The organism is Stutzerimonas kirkiae (assembly GCF_004327335.1).
GTDB lineage: Bacteria > Pseudomonadota > Gammaproteobacteria > Pseudomonadales > Pseudomonadaceae > Stutzerimonas > Stutzerimonas kirkiae.
In genome coordinates this window covers 1-456 of sequence record NZ_QJUO01000085.1, presented here as the reverse complement: position 1 = coordinate 456, position 456 = coordinate 1, and the positions used below count along the sequence as shown (strand labels likewise).

Below are 456 nucleotides of genomic sequence, written 5' to 3'. Positions count from 1 at the left end.
GGTCCTCGCCGTCGGGGTGGCGATCTTCTACGGCACCACGTTCGGCGGCTTCCCGCTCCTTCTCACCGCTGCGGTGGCCGCCACGTTGGGCATCGCCGGCTCCGGTTCGGTCTACGGGGCGCTGTCCGCCCGCCTGCGAACCCGCGACACCCTGTTGCCATTGCTGCTCCTGCCCCTCCTCGCTCCCGTGCTCATCGCGGCGACCCGCGCCTTCGAGGTGGGCATGGGGCGCGAGGCTGGTCAGGGCTGGTCCTGGGTGGCGCTGCTCGGCATCTTCGCCCTGGTCTATCTGAGCCTCGGTGCGCTCCTGTTCCGGCCCCTCATGGAGGACGCATGACGACAACCACTTCCCGCGCCGCCTCACCGGTGCCGGCGGCACCCACGGGCACGGGATCCCGCGTCACGCGCATCCTCGGCATCGCGTCGCTCATCGGGGTCGCGGTCCTGGTCCTGTAC

General features: G+C 71.3%; 1 protein-coding gene. It reads left to right on the top strand.

The annotated features are described in order from the left end of the window. Positions 1–337: heme exporter protein CcmB (locus tag DNJ95_RS19135; RefSeq protein ID WP_181953416.1), on the top strand; the 337-nt coding region annotated here is incomplete at its 5' end. Positions 338–456 lie beyond the last annotated feature (119 nt).